At 42.9% G+C, this 445-nt stretch carries 1 pseudogene; it reads left to right on the forward strand.

From position 1 onward, the window contains the following. Positions 1–167 precede the first annotated feature (167 nt). Positions 168–326: pseudogene (locus tag NLX71_RS26440) on the forward strand (IS200/IS605 family transposase); the annotation flags it as partial. Positions 327–445: the final 119 nt, after the last annotated feature.

The following is a 445-nucleotide window of genomic DNA, read 5'->3' on the forward strand; positions in this document are numbered from 1 at the left end:
GATGAATCGGCTTAGGACAAGGGCTGTCTTTAGACAGCTTAATTGTCCTACATTGTTTCATGTTGTTGCAGTTTTTATGTTTAAACTGACGCAATCGGTGTATGGGATAACAATAATAGAAGAACGACAACAACCGTACACTTATCAACTAATCATTTTGTGTGGTAAAATTGAAAGGTACGACCTCGCGATGTTTGCGCCAAGAATTCAAGCACTTGAAGCATCTGCCAAGCCTTTGGACACGTTCGTATTTTGTCAGCATGGCAGGGAATGTTTCGAGCGAAGCCATCCAACGTTATGTTGAAGAACAAAAGAAAAGGGGGTGAAGTCATGCAAACCGTAACCGCTCAAATTCGAATATTTCCAAGCGATGTTTCCCTGCTGAAGGAGATGGGGGACGAATACATCAAAACGGTCAATCTCCTCACCGAACAAGCGGAAGCAT

It is taken from the genome of Paenibacillus sp. MZ04-78.2 (assembly GCF_024213375.1).
Classification (GTDB): Bacteria; Bacillota; Bacilli; order Paenibacillales; family NBRC-103111; genus Paenibacillus_G.